The 19,536-nt window shown below is 69.4% G+C and carries 19 protein-coding genes; 7 read left to right on the top strand and 12 right to left on the bottom strand.

Annotation, left to right across the window (positions count from 1 at the left end; all coding sequences use genetic code 11):
* Positions 1-78: 78 nt before the first annotated feature.
* On the bottom strand, positions 79-1,296 hold the full coding sequence (locus DMC61_RS17330) for a glycosyl hydrolase family 8 (RefSeq protein ID WP_125690138.1): 1,218 nt from the start codon (positions 1,294-1,296) through the stop codon (positions 79-81).
* A gap of 142 nt (positions 1,297-1,438) precedes the next feature.
* Between DMC61_RS17330 and DMC61_RS17335 the strand changes: the two genes are divergently transcribed.
* Positions 1,439-1,840, top strand: coding sequence for a PPOX class F420-dependent oxidoreductase (locus tag DMC61_RS17335; RefSeq protein WP_125690139.1), 402 nt, complete (start codon positions 1,439-1,441; stop codon positions 1,838-1,840).
* Here the strand turns inward: DMC61_RS17335 and DMC61_RS17340 are convergent.
* The 5 genes from DMC61_RS17340 to DMC61_RS42020 form a co-directional block, all read right to left on the bottom strand.
* Positions 1,837-2,376, bottom strand: a complete 540-nt coding sequence (locus DMC61_RS17340; protein ID WP_125690140.1) for a TetR/AcrR family transcriptional regulator — start codon at positions 2,374-2,376, stop codon at positions 1,837-1,839. The two genes, DMC61_RS17335 and DMC61_RS17340, sit on opposite strands and share 4 nt — an antisense overlap.
* Positions 2,376-3,941 carry a long-chain-fatty-acid--CoA ligase gene (locus DMC61_RS17345; RefSeq protein WP_125690141.1) on the bottom strand — a complete coding sequence of 522 codons (1,566 nt, stop codon included), beginning with the start codon at positions 3,939-3,941 and terminating at the stop codon, positions 2,376-2,378. The genes DMC61_RS17340 and DMC61_RS17345 overlap by 1 nt, the downstream gene beginning before the upstream one ends.
* Before the next feature lie 68 nt (positions 3,942-4,009).
* A complete protein-coding gene (locus DMC61_RS17350; protein WP_125690142.1) occupies positions 4,010-5,215 on the bottom strand; it encodes a GTPase in 1,206 nt (401 codons plus the stop codon).
* Complete coding sequence (locus DMC61_RS17355) at positions 5,212-6,978, bottom strand: dynamin family protein (RefSeq protein WP_125690143.1); 1,767 nt, start codon at positions 6,976-6,978, stop codon at positions 5,212-5,214. The genes DMC61_RS17350 and DMC61_RS17355 overlap by 4 nt, the downstream gene beginning before the upstream one ends.
* A 121-nt stretch (positions 6,979-7,099) precedes the next feature.
* Complete coding sequence (locus DMC61_RS42020) at positions 7,100-8,209, bottom strand: IniB N-terminal domain-containing protein (protein WP_125690144.1); 1,110 nt, start codon at positions 8,207-8,209, stop codon at positions 7,100-7,102.
* 295 nt (positions 8,210-8,504) lie between these two features.
* Between DMC61_RS42020 and DMC61_RS17365 the strand changes: the two genes are divergently transcribed.
* Genes DMC61_RS17365 through DMC61_RS17375 form a run of 3 tightly spaced genes read left to right on the top strand, consistent with a single transcriptional unit; the run spans position 8,505 to position 12,458 of the window.
* Positions 8,505-9,653: a molecular chaperone DnaK gene (locus tag DMC61_RS17365; protein ID WP_125690145.1), complete on the top strand. Its 1,149-nt coding sequence runs from the start codon at positions 8,505-8,507 to the stop codon at positions 9,651-9,653.
* The gene (locus DMC61_RS17370) at positions 9,650-12,001 is read left to right on the top strand and encodes a LuxR C-terminal-related transcriptional regulator (RefSeq protein ID WP_125690146.1); all 2,352 of its coding nucleotides are present in this window, start codon (positions 9,650-9,652) and stop codon (positions 11,999-12,001) included. Before DMC61_RS17365 ends, DMC61_RS17370 begins: the two co-directional genes overlap by 4 nt.
* Before the next feature lie 4 nt (positions 12,002-12,005).
* Positions 12,006-12,458 (top strand): VOC family protein, encoded by a 453-nt coding sequence (locus DMC61_RS17375; RefSeq protein WP_125690147.1) that lies wholly within the window; start codon positions 12,006-12,008, stop codon positions 12,456-12,458.
* Positions 12,459-12,461: 3 nt separating this feature from the next.
* Here the strand turns inward: DMC61_RS17375 and DMC61_RS17380 are convergent, their stop codons facing one another.
* Genes DMC61_RS17380 through DMC61_RS17390 form a run of 3 tightly spaced genes read right to left on the bottom strand, consistent with a single transcriptional unit; the run spans position 12,462 to position 15,827 of the window.
* The gene (locus DMC61_RS17380; RefSeq protein WP_199750021.1) at positions 12,462-13,760 is read right to left on the bottom strand and encodes an FAD-binding oxidoreductase; all 1,299 of its coding nucleotides are present in this window, start codon (positions 13,758-13,760) and stop codon (positions 12,462-12,464) included.
* Entirely contained in the window at positions 13,750-14,604 is an 855-nt protein-coding gene (locus tag DMC61_RS17385; protein WP_125690148.1) for an alpha/beta hydrolase, read from the bottom strand. Before DMC61_RS17385 ends, DMC61_RS17380 begins: the two co-directional genes overlap by 11 nt.
* Positions 14,601-15,827, bottom strand: a complete 1,227-nt coding sequence (locus tag DMC61_RS17390; RefSeq protein WP_125690149.1) for an amidohydrolase family protein — start codon at positions 15,825-15,827, stop codon at positions 14,601-14,603. Before DMC61_RS17390 ends, DMC61_RS17385 begins: the two co-directional genes overlap by 4 nt.
* 83 nt (positions 15,828-15,910) lie before the next feature.
* Between DMC61_RS17390 and DMC61_RS17395 the strand changes: the two genes are divergently transcribed.
* Both DMC61_RS17395 and DMC61_RS17400 read left to right on the top strand, forming a co-directional pair.
* A complete protein-coding gene (locus tag DMC61_RS17395; RefSeq protein ID WP_125690150.1) occupies positions 15,911-16,513 on the top strand; it encodes a TetR/AcrR family transcriptional regulator in 603 nt (200 codons plus the stop codon).
* Complete coding sequence (locus DMC61_RS17400; protein WP_125690151.1) at positions 16,510-16,905, top strand: hypothetical protein; 396 nt, start codon at positions 16,510-16,512, stop codon at positions 16,903-16,905. Before DMC61_RS17395 ends, DMC61_RS17400 begins: the two co-directional genes overlap by 4 nt.
* Positions 16,906-16,950: 45 nt before the next feature.
* On the opposite strand, the gene DMC61_RS17405 is transcribed toward DMC61_RS17400, so the two are convergent.
* Both DMC61_RS17405 and DMC61_RS17410 read right to left on the bottom strand, forming a co-directional pair.
* Positions 16,951-17,817 carry a CU044_5270 family protein gene (locus tag DMC61_RS17405; RefSeq protein ID WP_125690152.1) on the bottom strand — a complete coding sequence of 289 codons (867 nt, stop codon included), beginning with the start codon at positions 17,815-17,817 and terminating at the stop codon, positions 16,951-16,953.
* Entirely contained in the window at positions 17,810-18,382 is a 573-nt protein-coding gene (locus tag DMC61_RS17410; RefSeq protein ID WP_199750022.1) for an RNA polymerase sigma factor, read from the bottom strand. The genes DMC61_RS17405 and DMC61_RS17410 overlap by 8 nt, the downstream gene beginning before the upstream one ends.
* Before the next feature lie 238 nt (positions 18,383-18,620).
* Between DMC61_RS17410 and DMC61_RS17415 the strand changes: the two genes are divergently transcribed.
* On the top strand, positions 18,621-19,037 hold the full coding sequence (locus DMC61_RS17415) for a DUF6228 family protein (RefSeq protein ID WP_063277076.1): 417 nt from the start codon (positions 18,621-18,623) through the stop codon (positions 19,035-19,037).
* 19 nt (positions 19,038-19,056) lie between these two features.
* Here the strand turns inward: DMC61_RS17415 and DMC61_RS17420 are convergent, their stop codons facing one another.
* Positions 19,057-19,503, bottom strand: a complete 447-nt coding sequence (locus DMC61_RS17420) for a hypothetical protein (protein ID WP_125690153.1) — start codon at positions 19,501-19,503, stop codon at positions 19,057-19,059.
* Positions 19,504-19,536 lie beyond the last annotated feature (33 nt).

Here is a 19,536-nt window from a genome sequence, read left to right on the forward strand (position 1 = left end):
ATGAAAGGGTCGTTCAGGACAAAAGATGTCCTGAACGACCCTTTCATGACACTTCAGTAAGCGGTGGTCACCGCCGGATCAGACCGCGACGTAGTTCCCCGAGAGGATGATCAGGACCTGCACGGTGATGCCGGTGCCGTAGTAGTCCTTGGCGTTCGGCGACCAGGTGGTGATCGACGTCCACAGCTTGTCCAGCCAGGCCTGGCTGCCCGGGTCGTTCATCGCCGCGATGGCGAACGACGCGGTGAAGCAGGGGTGCTGCCCGGTCTCACCCGGCAGCTTGGACCCGGACAGGGTGTAGCCGGAGGTGATCTTGGCCGGGTTGCCGCCGGTGTTCTGCTGGATCCAGGTGTTCATCTTCCGCACCTGCCCCTGCGCCGGGCTGCCCGAGACGGTGATCCCGTCGACACCGAGCCGCCACGGGTCACGGCAGGCGTTGTAGCCGTAGTGCGGGTCGTGGTCCTCGAGGAAGCCGTCCGGCGCGGGCTTCGGCGTGGAGTTGGTGTTGACCACGAAGTCCGGGATCAGGCCGGTCTTCGGCGCGTACTGCTGCTGCAGTTGCGTGACCGCCTTCTCCTGCCGGGTGCGGACCTGACCCCAGAAGGAGTCACCAGTGGCCTTCTCGAACGCGCGAAGGTGTCCGGGCATCCAGTCCGAGGAGCGCGAGCTGTTGATGTACTTGCCGCTGTCGGCCCAGTCCGCCAGCCGCATGAACTTGGTGTCGGGGTTGACCTCGCTGCGCTTGATCGCCTTGATGATCCGCAGCGCCTCGGCCTTGTAGTTGACCGAACCCCCGCTGCCCCAGACCTTGTCGGCGAGGAGCAGGCCGTACGCGATCTCGAGGTCGCCGTCGGTCGCCGCGTCACTGCCGTTGACGCTCTTGCAGTTCTCGTCCTGCTCGGCGGCGTGCAGATCCTTGTCGATCACGGACGGGTGCGCCTTCACGAACTTCAGGATGCCGTCGAAGACCGTGCGCGCCTGCGAGTCCTTGCCCGCCATCATGGCCGCGATGGTCATGCCGTAGCCCTGACCCTCGGCCACGAAGGCGTGGTCGGCGTCCGGCGCCTTGACCGCGTACGTGCCCGCGCCACACTTGGTGGTCAGGAAGTTCTTCTTCCAGTAGTCGTAGTACTTGGCGAGCGCCGCGTCCTGCGCCGACTGGGAGACGGACGGGCGCAGAACGCCCGGCAGGTAAGGGGTCCCCTGAGCGGTCGCCGCGGTGGCGGGGGCGGTCTTGGCGATCAGCCCGGCGGTCAGCGCGGCCGCGGCCAGCGCTGTCCGAACGGTCTTTCTCATGGCTCCTCCGGGAAACGTCGTTGGTGGCGGCGGCGCGTTCCGAGAGTGACATCCGGATCGGGCAAAAACAAGAGAGTTAAGAAAGTTTCCTTACTATTACCTCAAATGACGCCTGTATGACCGGTGCCTTAGCGTTGACACCATGAAGATCGACCTGAGCGAACGCGGCGAAGCCTTCCGGGAATTCTGGACCGAGCGGCATCTCGCCACCCTGACCACCGTCCGCCCGGACGGCACCCCGCACGTCGTCGCGGTCGGGGTCACGGTGGACTTCGAGGCCGGGATCGCCCGGGTGATCACGTTCCGCTCGTCCAAGAAGGCGCGCCTGGTCAAGGAAGCGGGCGAAGGCGGCATTCCGGTCGCCGCCTGCCAGATCGACGGGCCCCGGTGGTCCACTTTGGAGGGCCGCGCCGTGCTGCGCGAAGACCCGGAGTCCGTGCGCGACGCGGAGAATCGCTACGCCGCGCGCTACCGGCAGCCGAAGCCGAACCCGGAACGCGTGGTCATCGAGATCACCGTGACGCGAGTGCTCGGCAACGCCTAGCCGGCGAGCACCAGCCGGGTGTATTCGTCCAGGATCTCGCCGAGGTCGGTGAATCCGCCCGCCGAGGCCACCTGCTGGTAGCCCACCAGCATCGCCAGCCCGAGCGAGGTCACGACCTCCGCGCGACGCCGGTCGGGGATCAGCTCGGCCACCACCCTCCCGACCGTCTTGACCCGGGCGTCGTCGACGCGTTTCTGTGCCACGCGAACGGTTTCGTCGTTCGCCGCCCAGGCGCGGATGGCCGCCTCGGCGCGGTGGCGGAGTCCGCGCGTCAGGCTCATCAGCGCGGCGAAATCCGCCTCGGGGCCGCCGGAACCGAAGTCCAGTTCTCGCAGGATCCGCACCTGCCGCTGCGCCCAGAAGTCGAGCAGGGAACCGACGAACCCGGGCCAGCCGCCGAAATGGTGGTAGAAGGATCCGCTGGTGACGCCGAGGCGCCTGCCGAGCGCGCCGACGTTGAGCCCGGCGAACCCGGACTCGGCGAGGATCTCCAGCGCCGCGTCGAAGTACTGCTCGCGGCTGACCGTGGAAGGCATCAGACGGCGCGCTCCCGCCCCTCCCAGTACGGGCGCCGCAGGGTGCGTTTGAGGATCTTGCCGGTCGCGTTGCGCGGCAACGCCTCCACGATCTCGACCGTGCGCGGGCATTTGTAGTGCGCCAGGCGTTCCCGGCAGTACTCGACGAGTTCGGCGGCGTCGACGCGCTCTCCCGGAGCCGGGGCGACCACGGCCTTGACCTGCTCTCCCCAGCGGTCGTCGGGGACCCCGATCACGGCGACCTCGCCGACCGCGGGATGTTCGGCGATGACCCGCTCCACCTCCGGCGAGTAGACGTTCTCGCCACCGGTGATGATCATGTCCTTCACCCGGTCTTCGATGAACACGAAACCGCCGTCGTCGGCCCTGCCGACGTCACCGCTGCGGACCCAGCCGTCGACGATCGTCTCGGCGGTCGCCTCGGGTTTGCCCAGATAGCCCGCCATCGCCTGATCGGTACGGAACCACAGCTCGCCGGGAGTCCCCGGCTCGCAGTCTTCGAGCGTTGCCGGGTCGACGACGCGCATCCCCACCCCGGGCAGCACCGTGCCCGCCGACGCCAGCCGCTCCGGCCGGGCGGGGTCGCGATGCGCGTCCGGGCTGAGCGTCGTCACCACGCCGGACAGCTCGGTCATGCCGTAGACCTGCACGAACCGCGTATCCGGCCAGGCCGCGAGTGCCTTGCGCAGCAACGGGAGCGGCATCGGCGAAGCGCCGTAGCCCAGGTACTTCAACCGCGCGAACGCGGCGACGGCCTGCTCCCCCGCCTGCATGATGCCGGCGACCACCGCGGGCACCAGGAACGCGTGTGTGGCCCCTTCGGCGAGCGCGCCCAGCAAGGACTTGCCGTCGGGCTCGCGCGTCATCGTCGTCGGCTGCCCGTAGTGGAAACCGATGATCGCGTAACAACTCCCGCCGACGTGGAACAGCGGCATCGCGACCAGGTTGCGGTCGCCGTCGCCCATCGGGAACGCGGCCCCGGCGTTGCGGCTGTGCGCCAGCAGGTTCCGGTGGGTCAGGACGGCGCCCTTGGGGAAACCGGTGGTACCGCTGGTGTAGATGATCAGCGCGCCGTCGTGTTCGCCGACGTCGGGTGAGGGTCCGGCAGGTGTCGCGTCTGCCAGGAAGTCCTCGTACTGGTCGTCTTCTCCTCCGACGACGATCACCCGCTCGACCGACGGCAGCCGATCGCACAGGGCCTCGACGGCGGGTAGCAGTTCCGGCCCGGCGAAGACGATCCGCGCGCCACTGTCACCGAGGACGTACGCCAGTTCCTCCGGGGCGAGACGCCAGTTGACGACCGCGTTCGCCGCGCCGAGGGAGGACGCGCCGAAGGTCACCTCCAGGCAGGCGGGCGTGTTCTTGTCGACGAAGGCGACCCGGTCGCCTCTGCCGATTCCGGCGGCCGCGAGCGCGCCGGTGACTCGCCTCGCCCGGTCGTCGAGTTCGGCCCAGGTGAGCCGCCGACCTTGGAAGGAGAGGGCCTCCCGCTCGGGGATCGCCTTCGCCCAGTGCGCGAAAAGTTCACCGAGAAGCCGCACATCCGGACGCGCGTCGTCGGGCATGCCGGACCCCTTTCGCCTGGTCAGAGCCGCCATAGAGTGCTCTATGGTGACTCGGCGACCGGCAGGCGTCAAGCCACGAACAGGCTGAGCAGTCCCTCGACCGAACGCACGATCACCCGGGCGGCGGCACGTTCGGCGTGCGCGGCGTCGGCCCGTTCCGCCTCGTGCCGCCAGCGGACGAGCGCGCTTTCGGCTCCCGCGTGGATCTCGGCCGGATCCGCGTCGGGTTCGAGACCCAGCCGCTCGGTGGGCGCGAGACCCTGCGCGCCGAGCAGCCGGACGGCCTCCTCGGCGATCTCCCCCGACAAGGCCGTGCGCCCACCGCGAATGCCCGCGATGAGCCGCAGCTCCCGGAAGTCGTGCGCGGCCGCGGCGAAACGTTCCACGCGGGCGGCCAGCCGGTCACCGTGCGGAAGGGGCTCCGCGGCCAGAAGGCCTTCCAAGCGCACCACCGCCGTGCGCGCCTTCAACGCGTCGGCCCTCGCGACGAAGCATCCGGCGAGCGTGTCCCTCAAGTCACCGAGACCACTGCGGTGCACGAGTTCCGCCGAGAGTTTGAGCCTGCTGTCGCAGCCCGTGCGGATCAGGGTGATCGCCAGCCGGACCCCGTAGAGCCCGAACCGCGACACCAGGTGCTTCCGCGATTCCGGCGAGACCCGCACCGGGAAGGGATCGTCCACAAAGGAATCGACGGACAGCAGATACCGTTCCAGCTCCGGCCGGGAGATCGACGCCAGTGCGCGCAGCACCTCGAATTCGTCGTCCCGCAACGCTCGTCCCGCGTAGCCCAGCTGTCCGGCGACCGCGATGACCCCTTGGAATCCCGCGCAATCCGGGTCCTCGCGCCAAGCTCGGCGGGCCAGCTGTTTCGCGGTGAGCAAGGCGTCGATCCGGCCCGCGCCGACCTCGTCCGCCCTGCCGAGCACGAGCACCGAGTTCACCGCCGTCTGCCGCGCGAACGCCGAACCGCCCACCTGCCGGGTGCCGGCGAGTTCGTCGGGTTCGAGATGGCGTACCAACCGCACCGTCGCGTCGACGTGTTCGGCGAAGGCCGGAGTGTCGAACAGATCGATCTCGCGCAAGGCCCGCGTCGGCCATTCCGCCAACGCGGACACCAAAGTGGACTTCCCGGTCCCCGGTGTGCCGATGAAGCCGACGCGCAGCGGTTCGTCCAGCCGCTCCAGGCATTCCCGCAGCATCGCCACCGCGTGCGGACGGTCCCGGTAGTGCGCGGCGGCTTCGTTCAGCAGTTCCCGGACATCGAGGGTGGTCACGCCGACAGCTCCCGGATATCACGGGCGGTCGCGCCCAAAGCTCCCGCCTTCCGGTGCAGGGCGGCCAGCCGGTCGATCTCCTTCTTGACCCGCTGGGTACGCCGGTCCCGTTCGGCGGAGCCGGCGATGATCAGTTCCCGTTGGCGCGTCAGCTCTTCCGAGAGCTGGTCGGACAGCGCGGCGAAATGGTCGCGCAGGCGGCGCTGCACCTGACGGACCTCGTCCTTGATCTCCTTGCTGAACCGGATGAACACGTCGTCGACGTGGCGCTGCGCCGCGGCCTTCGCGAGCGCCTGGCGGCGCTGCAACCGCATCCCGCCTTCGTCACGCACGCTCTTGGTGGCGAACGCGACACCGGCACCGAGCGACACCGGGTTGATCAACGGCAGTCCGGCGAGACTGGTGACCAGGCCGAACATCAGCACGCCACCGTAGGAACCGCGCAAACCGGTGAAGAGTTTCTGCCCGATCTTGAACCGCTCGATCTTGGGCGTGCCGACCTCGGGGATCGAGTCCACTCCGGACCCGGTCAGCGGCAGTTCCGGGGCGTGGCCGTAATGCGGCCCGAAGGTCGACGCGACCGCTTGCGCGATCCACTCCGACCGGTCGGACACCCAGTTGTAGTTCGTCTCGACGGCCTCGGCGAGGCTTTCTTCCAGCCAGGTCTGGAAATCCGGCCAGATCTGCACCGGGTCTCCTTCGTCGAAGGTGCGGTCGACATGCCGCACGATCACCCGGGTCCGCTCGCGCAGATCGTATTCCGCGTCGGAGATCAGGTCGGTGATCTCGTCGGACAACATGTTCTGCCAGCGGACGTTCTGCCGCCGCAGCTCCTCGGTGCGGCGTTGTGCCTGGTGCAGCAGGGTGACCTGGTCCACGCCGTTGTCCTGCGAGACGGCGTTCAGCCGGGTCTGCAGCGTCTCGACCAGTTCGACCGCCGCCGCGCGCACACTCACCGCGGCGGCGAGCGCGCGGGTGCGTTCGATCGGGCGCGCGGCCTGTTCTCCCACCCAGTTCAGGAGTTCCGGGAAGCCGGACCGTCCGTTGAGGGCGGCGTCGCCGGCCTTCGCGGCGGCCTGACGCACCGTCGCGGACACGGGGAAGACGTCGGCGACGACTCCGGTCTCCGACAGCGCGGCGCGATTGCGGGCGGCGAGGTCCCGCCAGTCCGGGCTCACGTCGATCTTGGTCAGTGCCAGCACCAAGGCCGGGCACCAGGTCCGGATGTGCCGCGCCAGCGCGAGTTCGGCGGGCTGGAGTTCCTGGGTCGCGTCGGAGACGAGGATCACCGCGTGCGCGTCGGCGAGCACGTCGAGGGTGGCCGCCGTGCGCGGGGACCGGGGATCCCCGATCGCCGGGGTGTCCACCAGCACCAGTCCGGTGCCGAGGAGTTCGCGCGGCAGACCGACTTCGACCCGGCGCAGCGAACCGGGCGGCCGGACCTCGAGTTCCTTGGCGAGGTCGCCGACCGGCACGTTCTCCCTGGCGTGCCCGACCAGGGTGGCGGCGGGATCCGCGGCGTACCCGATCTCCGTGGGCACGGCGGGCGTACTCGCGTCCCCGACCGCGCAGACCGGCGCGTTCAGCAGCGCGTTGAGCAGGTAACCCTTGCCCTGCTTGGGAAAACCGACCACCGCGATCCGGGTGCCCGGTGCCCGCTGGTCCCGTCTGCGCCGGAGTCGTTCGGCCAGGTCGGCGCGACCGTGGGCGGCACAGGCGTCCAAGGTCTCGTTGAGCACGTCGAGCCAGGCGGGGGCTGTCACGGGGATGCAGTGTTCCCTTAACCAAGCGCGGAATCAATGTGGCATGGGCCAACATGCCGTGCGGGCCCCGCGACCTGGTGTGGTCGCGGGGCCCTGGGCACAGATATGAAGAATGTTCGGATCAGCCGATGTGGATGTCGTTGTTCGAACCGATGTCACCGGTGCCGATGTTGACGTCGTTGAGGTTGCCGATGGTGTGGCCGATGTTGTTGCCGACCTCGGAAACCGTGTCGTGGACGTCGCCGACACCGGCGTGGTTCGCGACGTTGGCGACCTCGTTGGCCACGTTGCCGGTCACGTCGCCGTCGTTGTGGGCGATGTTGTTGGCGACGTCACCGTTGCCGTAGTTGTTCGCGATGTCGTGCACCTTGGTGGTGACGTCCGCGACGCCCGTCGTCTGACCGATGACGCTGGTCAGGTCGCCGACCGTGGACAGGAAGTTCGGGGCGTCGCCCGCGACACCGTCGGCGCGCGGCAGGTCGCTGGTCAGGTCGCCGACGGCCGGGACCGAGTCGACGGCGGGCAGACCGGCGGTGTCCACGGCCGGGACGCCGTGGGCCAGGTCGGTCGCGGTGTCGACGGCGCCGGTGGCGATGTCGCCGGCCTGGCCGACGGAAGCGGCGTCGAGGCCACGCGAAAGGTCGTCGGTCAGGCCGAAGCTGCCGACGGTGTTCTGCGCGAGGGCGGTCACGCCGGCGGCGGCGTTCGACACGTCGGTCACGTCGGAGACGGCCGGGACGGCGGGCAGGCCCGGGACGTCGACCGGCAGGTCGCCCACGGCCGGGACGGCCGGCAGGCCACCCAGCTCCGGCAGCTCGGGCAGGCCCGGCACGGCCGGGACACCCGGGAGACCGGCCTCGGGCAGACCCGGCAGGGCACCGGCGCCGGGGACGGCGACCGGCAGGCCGGCGGTCAGCGCGGTGAGCTGGTCGATCGCGCCCTGGACACCGTCGGCGCACTCGCCGTCGGTGCCGTTGACGGCGTTCGTGATGCCGCCGAAGCCGGCCAGGTTGTCGGCGGTGGCGGCGGTGGTTCCGGTGAGGTCGGTGGCGGTGCCGACCGGGACGAAGTCGAGCACCAGCGGGACGACCTCGTGCACGTCGGCGGCGTTGATGTCGCCGAGGCCGGCGTCGGCCAGCACCTGCTGCGGGTCGTTGGCGAACGCCGCGCGGGCCGCGGTGTCGTTCAGCAGGTTCAGCGTGAAGTCGTGCAGGGTCTGGACGGAACCCATGAAAGGACTCTCCTGGGGGTCTAGGTCGGTGGGGCGCGCCCAGCGGCCGGAGGGCACGGCTGAGCGCAGGTCACCGAAGTTAGTGAGCCGGTGCCGATGGGCACATCGGGGATCACTCCTGGTCGTCGCTCACTCAGCCAATAGGGGATCGGTATGACATCGTTAGGGCGTTAGGGGCTTAACCGAGACGCACTCGGTTGGGTTTAATGCCAACCCTCACCCGGATGGGTCAAGCCGTTCAGGTGAGTGGCCCTATTTGGTCCTTAGGGGCTGGTCAAGCGAAGGAGGATGCTCGTTGCCCTACGTCCTCGGCATCGATATCGCCTCGACCCGCACCACCGCCGCCACCTGCGTGAACTCCGGCGACGGCTGGGGCGTGCCCGAGCCGTCGTGGCTCGGCGCGCGCGGCCCGGCGGCGGCGTCGGCGGTGTTCCTCGACGACGACGGCTACCTGCTCACCGGGGACGCCGCGGTCGAGGCGGGCCGGTCCGCGCCCGCCCGGCTGCTCACCGGGTTCCACGAACGGGTCGGCGACGACGTGCCCGTGATCGTCGGCGGCGAACGGTTCCCGGCCGAATCCCTCAGCGCGGTCCTCGTCGACGCGGCGGTGGATCAAGCGGCCGAACGCTTCGGGGAGAAACCGCACCACATCGTGCTCACGCACCCCGTCGGCTGGGGTTCGTTCCGCCGGGACCTGCTGCGCCGGGCGCTGGCCGAGGCCGGATTCCCCCGTGCCGCACTGGTTGCGTCGCCCGTCGCCGCGCTGCACGCGTATCTCGCCCCGCACGGCGATGTCACCGCCGGTGTCTGCGAATTCGGCCCGGACGGCGCGGTCGTCACGATCGCCGCCGCCACCGCCGTCAACGGCTGGCAACCGATCAAAACGCTGGAAGGTGTCGACCCTGCCGAGGCCGTCGGCAAGGTGTTCGAACTCGCGCACGGCGCCGGGGTCACGCCCCAGTCGCTGGCGGGCATCGTGCTCTGCGGCGAGGCACCGCCGGTTCCCGGCCGGACACCGTGCCCCCTCTTCGCGTCGAGCGACCCGGTGCTGACGGTGGCGACCGGCGCGGCCAACATCGCCGCGCGACGTGACCTTCCTCAACCCGGCGGGGCGGGATCGCACGCCGTCGCGACCATCGAGACCACCCTGCTCCCCCGGGTCGACGTGTCCGAAGAGCTCACCGAGCGGCCCGAACGGCCGCCGGTGGACATCACCCCGTTCCCCTTGCCAGAACGCACCGGGGCGGCGAAACTGCTCAGCCGGCGCAAGCCCCTCGTCGCCGGAGCCGCGGTCGTGGTGCTGGCCGCGACCACCCTGCTGCTCACCCTGACCACTCGAGAAGCCACCGCCGACAAGGGTCCCGAAGCCCCTCCCACCACTTCGAGCTCGTGCGCGCCGCCCACCCCCGGTGCCACGCCGTCCACCCCCGAAGGTCGCTGTTGAACGCACTGCTCGACCAGCCCGGCATCATCCATCCGGGTGCCCGGCGCCTGCTCGACGAGGTGACCACCGCCCCGGAAGCCCCGGTGCGGGTCGCCGTCGTCGCCCCCGGCGGGCACGGCAAGACCCATCTGCTCGGCCTGCTCGGACGTCGCTACGCCGACGCCGGTGTCGAGGCACTGCTGATCGACGACGCCAATCAGCTCGACGACGACGAACTCGCGAAGATCAGGGCGCGCACGGAGGAAACGACGGCACCCGTAGTCCTGGCCTTCCGGACTGCGGCACGCACGAAAGCCTTGCGCACCCTCGCCGATTCCTTCGGCAGGTCGGTGTCCTTGGGCGCTTTCGGCGTCGACGACGTCCGGCGGCTCGTCGAGCACGCCGGTGGCGACGCGGCCACCGCGGCGGAGGTCCACGTCAGAACCGGTGGTGTGCCGGGACTCGTGGTGCGCGCGGTCACCGGGCGGCTCGCGGACTTCCGCGGCGAACTGGAGCAGCTGGACGACGACGTGTACCGCTTCCTGATCGCGGCGGAAGCGGGTGCGGGCCGGAATCTCGATCTCCTCGCCGCGCTCCTGAACCGTGATCGCGAAGGTCTGCCCGAGGTCTTCGACAGTGCCAGGGCGACCGGTCTCCTCGGCGAGGACGACGTCCTGCTGCCGATCGCCGCCGAGGCCATCCGGACCTGGGGTTCGCCGGGACGACGGCTGACGGTGCTGCAGCGACTGGTGGAACTCCAGTTGCGGGACGGGCTTCCGGTGCTGGACCTCGCCCGGTCGTTGCTGGGAACGGGAAGTTCGGGCGCGAGCGCGGCGGCGGCCTTCGAAGCGGCCGCCCGCGAGGCGATGCCCGACGACACGAAACTCGCGGCGCGGTTCTACGAGGCCGCGTCCGAGGCCGGTGGGCGCGGCGCGGCGCTCACCGTCGGCTGGGCGCACGCCGCGGCGCTGGCCGGGGACCTCGACACCGCACTGCGGCTCGGGGACGGCATGCTCGGCAGCACCTCGGACACGGACGCCCGGGCCGCGGGCGCCGAAGTGGCCGGGACCGTGCTGGCGCATCGCGGCGAACTGGCGCACAGCGCGGAGCTGTACCAATGGTCCGGGCGGGCCGAATCGAAGGCGTTCGCCGCGATCGCGTTGCTGGGCACCGGAAAACTCGAGGCCGCCCGGGGTGTGCTGGAAACCCCCGAAGTCCCGACGTTGTTCGCCGGAGCCGCCTCGCGAATGGCACGGGCGATCACCGGCTCGGTGTCGGGCTGTGGCGCCGAAACCCTGTCCGCGTTGCTGGGCGCGGCCTCGATGCTGGAATCGGCGGGCGCGCCGGCGCCGCTCCCGGACAGCCCGGCGGCCCTGGCGGCGTTGGTGGGCCTGCATTCCGGCGAACTCGCGCTGGCCGAGTCGGTGTTGAGCCGCGCGGCGAACGGCCGGATCGGCGGCGACCTGCTCGCGAAACGGCACCGGCTGCTGCTCGGCTGGGTCGCGATGACCGCGGGCGACCTCAAGACGGCCGCCGAAGCGTTGATGCCACCGGACGGCCTCGAAGCGCGCGACGAACTCTTCGCCGCCACCCTGCACTTGGGCCTGGCGCGGCGCGCGAGCGATCTTCCCGGCCTGCAACGTTCGTGGGACCGGGCGTATCAGGCTTCGATGCGCCAGCAGCCGGACCTGTATTCGCTGCTGCCACTGGGAGAACTCGCGATCGCGGCCGCACGGGGCGGCGCGAGCGCCAAACTGGCCGGGCAGCTGGAACGGGCACACGCCGTGCTCGACGCGCTCGGCAACCCTCCACTGTGGACAGCCACCCTGCGCTGGCACGAACTGCACGCCGCGATCACCGTCGAGGATCACACGTCGGCGAGAGAACATCTGGCCGCGTTGAACGATTTCGCGCCCTGCGGCCGTTATCCCGCGGCCCTCGCCGCCGCGGCGACCGGCTGGCTCGCGGTCTTGACCGGAAGCTTCGATCCAGAATCGATCACCGCGGCCGCGTCGGAACTGCACGAACTCGGGCTCTGCTGGGACGCCTCCCGGCTGGCCGGGCAGGCGGCGATCCGGACCTCCGACCGCAAAGCGATGGTCCAGCTGCTCGAAGCGGCCCGGCAATTCCAAGGCAGGGCACCGGAACCCGTCCCGGCCACCGGATTGAGCGCCTTGAGCGAACGGGAACTGGAAGTCGCCCGCCTCGTCGCCGGCGGGCTGACGTACAAGCAGGCCGGGAGCGAACTGTTCATCTCGGGGAAGACCGTGGAACACCACATGGCGCGGATCCGGGGGAAACTCGGGGCCGGGGACCGGCGGGAACTGCTGGCGATGCTGCGGGAGTTGCTCGCGGCGGGCGAGGGTTGAGTAGTTGAACGCCTTCTACCACCTGTGCTTCGTCGTCCGAGACATCGGACAGGCGACCGGAGACCTCACCCGCACTCTCGGCGTGACCTGGAGTCCGGTCCGTGCGGGCACCCTCGGGGATTGGGACTACGAAATCGTGTTCTCGACCGGCGGGCCACCGTTCTTCGAGGTGATCCACGGACCCGCCGGAAGTCCGTGGGACGCGACCGAGGGGTCCCGCTTCGACCACATCGGCTACTGGTCCAAGGACGTCGTGACGGACAAACAACGCCTGGCGGACCGAGGCGCGCCGATCGAGTTCGACTCCTGCCCCTACGGTCGCTCCTTCACCTACCACCGGCTCGACAGCATCGGGGCCAGGATCGAACTGGTCGATCTCGCGGTCCAGCCGGGCTTCCGCGACACGTGGGCCAAGGACGCGGCGCCGATGCCACCTCTCGACCTCGACGACCTGTGACGGTCAGCCCAGCACCGTGCCCGAATTCGCGGTGTTTCGGTTGCGCTTACGGGAGAACGCACCCAGGTCGATCTCCAGGCCGGTGCGCGGGGCCCGGAACCGGACAGGCGACGCGTCGTGGTCGGCGCCGTTCTCCGCCTGGCCGATCAGCTCCGTCATCAACTGTCCCACCACCGGCGCGTTCTTGAACTGATTGCCGCTCGTTCCGATCGCGAGGTAGAAACCGTCGAGTTCGGTGCGGTCATAAATCGGAGTCCAATCGTCGGTGACGTCGTAGACGCCCACCACGCCGCGCGCCCGGTTGGGCACCGCCAGTTCGGGCAACCGCCGTGCGGCCCGCGTCACCTGGGCCTCGAAGACCGCGGCCGTCGGGTGGATGTCGACGGTGTCCGGGTCGTCGGTCCACTGCATCGGATCGCACTCCGGTTCCGTTCCGCCCACGAGCAGGCCACCTCCTCCTTCGCCGCGGAAGTAGGTGCCCAGATCCATATCCGCCACCATGGGCCCTCCATAACCCTCCGGGACCGGCACGTGCGCCACCTCCTGCCTCATCGGTCGCACACCGACCGTGAAATCGGAACCCACACTCGCCAACCGATTCACCGCGCCCGACCAGGGACCGGCCGCGTTGACCACGACGGCGCAGGAAACCCGGGTGCCGTCCGCCAGTCGCACCGACCTCACGCGCGCGCCTGACTTCTCCACGCCCGCCACCGTGCTGCGGAAGCGGAATTCCGCCCCGCGTGCCGAGGCCGCGGAAGCGAGGTTCACGGCGGCGAGGCCGGGGTCCGAGACGTAACCGGCGTCCGGGGTGTACACGCCACCGAGCGAGTGTTTCGCGTCCTCCCAGAATTCCTCGTCGTCGAGCCGCTTCGGCGGCCAATAGCGGCCGGCGTCGATACCGGGAACGCGCTCGGCCAAGGTCGCGCTGTCCCATTCCTCGTAGGGAACACCGATCTCGTCGAACAACGGAAGCCACGATGTCCGCGGAGCCGCCTCGACGTCCAGCATGACCAGCCCGCTTTCGCGGAACAGCGCGAGGTCGCCGACATCGTGCCCGAGGTGGCCTGCCCAATCGAGCCAGCCGAAATGCGCCTCCCACGCCGTCGCCACCCCGGCGGTGGTGGAGAAGTTGAACCGGATGATCGCACTCGATGCCGAGGTCGATCCCTGTCCTGGCCCCGCGGCTCGGTCGAGCACGACGACCCGGTACCCCGACCGCGCGAGCTCAAGGGCGATCGACGAACCGATCACCCCCGCTCCGATCACGACCACGTCGGCACTCGGGCGTTTACCGGGCACGGCAGGTCCTGAGGTAGCTGAGGAACGAGGCCTGCAGGCCGGTCACGTGCGTTTCGCGCAGCACCGCGCTGGTGACGGCTTTGCCGCGCGAGGTGAGACGATGCAGAACGGTGGCCGCGTTCTTCGCGAGATTCTGGTAAACGGTCAGGTCTCCGAGAAGCTCCCGGTCGTTGACGGTCAGGTGGAGCTCGGCGGTGGGAAGGCCGTCGCCCAGTTCTTCGAGCATCGCGAAGATCCGGCTGTTTTCGCCGATGACGCCGGGGCTGCCCGCTCCGATGCTCCCGAAAAGCGTACTGCCGCTGAGCCAGGCGTAGAGGCTGAAGAGGCCGCCGTAGGAGTAGCCGAAAAGGCCGTGGCCGCTCGTGGCCGTGCCGTAGTCGCGTTCGATCCGCGGGTGCAGTTCCGCGGTGAGGAAGCTCAGGAACGCGTCGGCGTGGGTATCGCGCAATTCGGCGAGGTAGGCGTCGGATTCCTCGCGGGTCCTCGCGCCCGCCTGGAATCCCATCTCCACGGCATCGACGAGTTCCTTGGCGACGGGTTCGCCGGGCGGCACGAGGTCCCGGTTGCGCAGCCGGTCCCAGTGCTGTGCTTCCTCGCCCGCGTAGCCGACGCTGACTTGGATGTAGGGCTGTATCCGTTGCATGGGGTCCGCCTGGGTGACGATGAGCGGAGCCGTCTGGCCCACGGCGAAGTTGCCGTCGACCACGTACACGGCAGGCGTCGGCGTCGTGGCGGGGTCATAACCCGGTGGTGTGGTGACCCAGACGCCGTAGTCGTGCCCACCACTAGAGCGCGTCTCGAAGTAGTCGGTGTCGGCGAGGCAGCCTTGCCACATGGTGCTCATCGAAGGTCCTTCACGATTCGGCCGGCCTTGAGAACGAGGACGGCGTTGGCGGGATCAGCGAACAGCTCCGGGTCTTCGACCGGGTTGCCGTTCCACAACACGAGGTCTGCCTGCGCGCCGAGAGCGATGACACCGACCTGGCCGGACAGGCCGAGGATCTCGGCGTTGGTCTTGGTGGCCGCCACGAGGGCTTCCATCGGCGTTTCGAGCTTCGCGCGCAGCCTGAGCTCCTCGCCCCGACGGTGCTGCGCCGGACCGATGAGGTCGGAACCCAGCCCGATCCGCACTCCGGCCTCCTTGGCGACGGCGAGCGCCTCGGTCATCCGCTCGCGGACACCCAGCACCCGATCGCGGGTCGATTCGTCGAGACCGGCTCCGGCGGTGTCGTGCAGCAGTTGCTCGACGACGGCGAACGTGGGCACGAGGGCGACCTCGCGACCGGCCATCAGGGTGGCCGTGGCCTCGTCGAGGTCGGTGCCGTGCTCGACGCAGCGCGCCCCGGCCTCGACCGCGTTCCGGATGCCGTCGTTGTTGTGGGCGTGGACCGTCACATAGGTGCCCCGCGCCGCGGCTTCCTGGACGGCGACGGCGATCTCCTCGACGGTGAACTGGGTGTCGGTCAGCCGATCGTGGGCCCCGACCACGCCGCCGGTCACGCAGAGCTTCAGGAAGGAGGCTCCTCGGCGGAAGGCTTCGCGCACGTTGTGCCGCAGCTCGTCCGCGTTGCCCGACATCATGGACAGGGCGCACAGACCCGGAAGGTGATGGCTGCTCCACAGCTCGGTCGGTTCCCACTCGGCCCCGTAGTAGCCGTGTCCACCGATCTGGCATTGAACCGGCCCGCAGGACAGGACGCGGGGTCCTCGGACCTTGCCCTTGGCGATCGTGGTGACGACGCCGCCGTCGATCCCGCCGGTGTCCCGAACGGTGGTGAAGCCTGCATCAAGCGCCGCGCCGGCCGTGGCGAAGATGTCCGCCGCGAGCTCGGCGGCGCTCAGCCGGAACGAGAACTGCGACTGGATCGGGCTCGACAGGCCCAAGTGGACGTGAGCGTCGATCAGGCCGGGCGTCATCGTCAGACCGTCGGCCTCCAGGCGCTCGCCGTGTGCGGCGGAGGCACCGACCTGCGTGATTCGCCCGTCTTCAATGCTGACGGCGACGTCGGCCGGGTCGCGACCCGATCCGTCGACGACCGTCGCGCCGACCACTTGAACACGTCCCACGAGTCGTTCCCTCCGCCGCCGTGACTGCGATCATGTGTAAGCGACGGCGCCGCCGTCTCTTATCCAATGGATAAACTGTGGGAGTGATCCTGTCAAGCAAGGAACGCAAGGGCGACGCACGCGAGCGTCTCCTGGCTCGGCTTCTCGACGCCTTCGATGAGGACCTGCCCGCCCCGGAGGTGTCGCTCCGTGAGATCGCCGCCAGGGCCGGGACCAACCACGCCCACCTGCGCTACCACTTCGGGTCGCTCCCCGGCGTGTTGGCGGCCATGCTCAAGGCGCAGCGCACCCGAGACAACGAGGTGCTTTTCGAGACCGCCCAGCAAGGCACCTTCGACGACTTCGTCGTGGCGATCTGGCGGGCCTACACCAGCCCGGAACAGTTGTCCCGCGTCCGCGGCTTCTTTCACGTCGTCGGCCTGGCCGCGTACGGCCCAGAGGACTTTCGCGAGTTCATCGACTCGCTCGACGACCTGACCAAGATGCTGGCCTCGCTCGCGGAACGCGAAGGGCTCGACGCCGAGGAAGCGCTGACGCTGGCCACCGTCACCATTGCCGCGATGCGTGGCCTGCTCCTGCAGGAGGTCCTGACCCCGGCGGGCCACTCCGAGGCCGCGGTCGCTTTGATCCTGCGCATGCACAAGGGCGGATCCGGTCCACGGACATCCACTGGGCAAGGACAGTGACCGATTTTCCGGCGGACGTGGAGACGCACTACCGACGTCTGGCAGCACAACGGCGCTGGCCGCCGGAGACCGAAGCCGCGTTCCGGGCGAGCGTGGCGAGGTACCGGACGTTGGACGAAAGCTCCGAGCCTCGCCGGTACTACGAGTACGTGGATGACGAAGGCCTGGTCGACGAAGGAGCCCGCTGGCTGTGGGAGGCGATCGTGGTCGACCACGAGACGGTGGCCGTCAAGCAGATCGAGCAGGATTCGTCCGGGGCCGTTCGCCGCTATTGGTGGCGGAACATCGAGGATGACGCCGGCGGACTCACCGACCAGGCACTCGACTCCGGCCTCACACCTGTTTCCCGAGCCACGTTCTACGCGCTGTGGGACAGTGCCACCGGCAAGTGACGCCCTGTGGCCGGGAGCGGGACACACTCCCGGCCACCGATGCGCTTACTCGGGCAGGGTGTCGGTCCATTCGGCGTCGATCCGGGCGCCGGCGGGGTCGGCCACCTTGTGCACCGCCCCGTCCATGGCGACGAAGATCGACGTCCCGTTCACCCGTCCGGTCGCCGGATCGACGACGAGCCGCTCGCCCGTCGGCAGCCTCAAGCCTTGACCGCCCGGCACCGTGCCGAGGTTTTCGACACCTGGATATCCGGCGATCGCGCGCAAGGCCGTGGCCCGGACCCCCGGCGTGGCCGGCAGGGTGGACACCAGTGAGATCAACGACTGGAAGCCGGCTTGTTCCCGGTCGCTCGCGGTGAGCTCACCCGCGCTCGTCCTGGCGTCGCTGCGCTCGAGCGCATCGGCGATCCAAGCCTTCAACTCGCCCGGGTCCGTCGGCAGGGCACGCAACTGCTCGAGGGTCAGATCGACGGCGACCAGTGAGAACGGGGTGGCCGAAAGCGCCTTCAGCGACATGACCTTGCCTCCCGTCTTCGCTCCCCGCATCCACGACTGACCGTCCGGCTTGATCCAGTACTCGTACTCGTCCGCCCCGGTCACCTTCACGTGCCAATACGTGCCGGTCCCTTCAGGGGAACGCTCCGCGGCGGTGGCGGCCGCGAGCAGGACCTCCTGTCCGGTGACCGTTCGCACCGGCGGACCGTCGACCGGTGCGGCAGGCATGGCCGCGATCGCCACGGCGGCAGCGGCCGCCGCCGCGAGCCCGGCCCCCGCGATCAGCCATCCGCTCCTCCGCCCGGAGGCGCGGCCACCGCGGATCCGGTTCTGGAGCCGGTGACGGCTGCGGTCGATCACGTCCTGGGACGGCTCGTCCGGGGTCATCGCGGCGCGCAGGGTCTGCAGGTCATTCATCGAGTGCCTCCGGAGTGAGGATGAGGTTGAGCTTCTTGCGTGCACGGTTGAGCCGGGAACCCACCGTGCCGGAGGAGATACCGAGCGCCGCGGCCACTTCCTCGTACCCGAGCTGGCCGAGCGCCACGAGCAGCAGCACGTCCCGTTCCCCGGCGGACAGCCGCGACAGCGCGTTCGCAAGCCGAGGAAGCAGCAGTCGGGCCGCCACCGACGCGACCACTCTGCTCTCGTGCCCCTCGACCGCCGGCGCGACGCTCACCCGTGCCAGCGCCCGATAGTGGCGAGCCTCCTTGCGGCGGTGCCTGGCCACCAGATTCGTGGCGATGCCGAACAGCCAGACCCGCACCTCACCGCGTTCGGCGTCGAATGTGTGGCGCCGGTCGAACGCGACGAGGAACGTCTCCGCGGCGATGTCCTCCGCGGTCTGTGCGTCCAGCCGTCCGGCCACATACCGGTAGATGGCCGCGAAGTAGCGATCGTGCACTTCGGTGAACAATTCCGGGTCCTGCGGCAACCGGGCGGCCAGGTCGGCGTCGGTCACCTGCTCACCCGTTCCCGCTGTCATATGCCCGCCTCTGACATGTGCTTCCTTCCCGTCGACGGTCGGCTTTCACCACTACTTCGCCGACGGCCGGTTTCTTCTTCCCGCCCGGCGAAGGCTCGTTCGCCTTCCGGGAGGCACATCGTCGAGGTTGTCCAGGACGTAGCCTTACTCCGGCCTCGGCAGCGCCGCCACGCGGCCTGACCGCTCGATGCGGCAATTCCGGTTGTCGTCTCAGCGTCCGGAACGCCATGCTGCGACCATGATCCAGGCACGGATTGGCTCCGGCCACGAATTCCTGCGGCTGACCGCCGATGTCGCCGAGAACGGTCCACCAGAGTCCTTGCTGGCCGAGCTTCGACTTCACGGCTTGTCAGCGTCAGTTCAGGTCGTGCACCACTATGCGACCGGGTTCGCCGATCTCGCGGAGTTCTTCCAGCGGCACGTGGACGACTGGCGTGGATGGGACGGAGTCCGAACCTGGGAGTCGCTCGAAAGGGACCTGAGAATCGACGCGTCCCACCAGTACGGCCACGTGCAGCTACGGGTCACCATCCAGAGGTTTCAACCCGACTGGGGAAACGAAGGCTGGACCGCGACCGGTGATTTGACGATCGAGCCCGGTGAGCAACTGTCGCAGATCGCCCAAGAGGTCAAGGCGCTGGCAACCGGCTCATGACGGTTCCCTTCACCTGGGCTCAGAGCCGACGACCCGTGGCCGCTTCCCACCATTCGGCGTGCCAGGTCTCCTGTTCCGCGACACTCACGATCTGGTCGAGATCCGCATCGGCCAGCGTATCGACGAGGTCGGCTTCCGAAGTCTTTTCGCCAGTGCGCATGACGTAGATCTGCATACCGCCGCCCATGTCCCTGCACATCCCGCTCGGGTACGTGTCGCGGCGGGCGCCTTGAACGGCGATCGCCCAGCCCCCGGGCTCCAGCTGACGACGCAGCCGGACGAGCGACTCGAACATGTCCATGGCGGTGGCCGTAAACCGATCACCGTCGAGGAAGAGCTCGATCCGATAGAGCGGCCTTGGCCCGTCGTAACCGTCGAGCCAGCCCCGCAGCCGCGCTCGGCGCCGATCGCCGGCCCGCGCCACCGACACTTCTCGGTCTTCCAGCAGCCTCGGGTAGTCGCTCACCCTCCCATTCAATCAGCCGCGGCGACGATCGTG

The organism is Amycolatopsis sp. WAC 04169, assembly GCF_003947535.1.
Lineage (GTDB): Bacteria > Actinomycetota > Actinomycetes > Mycobacteriales > Pseudonocardiaceae > Amycolatopsis > Amycolatopsis keratiniphila.